1 pseudogene is annotated in these 555 nt (G+C 65.2%); it reads right to left on the bottom strand.

Annotation, left to right across the window (positions count from 1 at the left end):
- Positions 1-54: 54 nt before the first annotated feature.
- A pseudogene (locus ABD056_RS22830) lies at positions 55-476 on the bottom strand (IS5 family transposase); the annotation flags it as partial.
- Positions 477-555: the final 79 nt, after the last annotated feature.

Genomic DNA, 555 nt, shown 5'->3' with positions numbered 1-555 from the left:
CCTCGGCGGGCGGCAGGCCGCTCAGCAGCGCCGGTGCTGCGCCCTTGTCGGAGGCCGGCCCGGCGTCAGCATCAGCCGTACCGGCAAGCCATGCTCATCGACGACGGCGTGGATCTTAGTGCTCAGTCCTCCACGAGAACGGCCAGTGGCGTGATCCGATCCCCCTTTTTACCGCCAGCGGCATGCCGGTGGGCGCGGACGATCGAGCTGTCGATGAACTGCAGCGACTGCGGCGACTTCGCCGCCAGCGTCTCGAAGACCCTCAGCCACACGCCGGCCTTGGCCCAGCGGTTGTAGGCGGTCGTGTACCGCCCATAGCGCTCGGGCAGGTCACGCCACGGCGACCCGGTCCGCAGGATGTAGAAGATACCATTGAGGATCCGGCGGTCATCCTGGCGCGGCACGCCGCGTGGCTTGTTTGCCGGCAACGGCGCGATGATGGACCATTCGGCGTCGGTGAGATCGAAGCGGGCCAAACCAAACTCCCAATCGGTTGGAAGTTTGAATCACAGCCGCGCCTCGTTGGGAATCCTGTTTATGGCTACAGAACCTAGA

The organism is Caenispirillum bisanense (assembly GCF_039523075.1).
In the GTDB taxonomy this organism is placed as follows: Bacteria; Pseudomonadota; Alphaproteobacteria; order Rhodospirillales; family Rhodospirillaceae; genus Caenispirillum; species Caenispirillum bisanense.
This window is presented reverse-complemented; position numbering and strand designations above follow the sequence as displayed.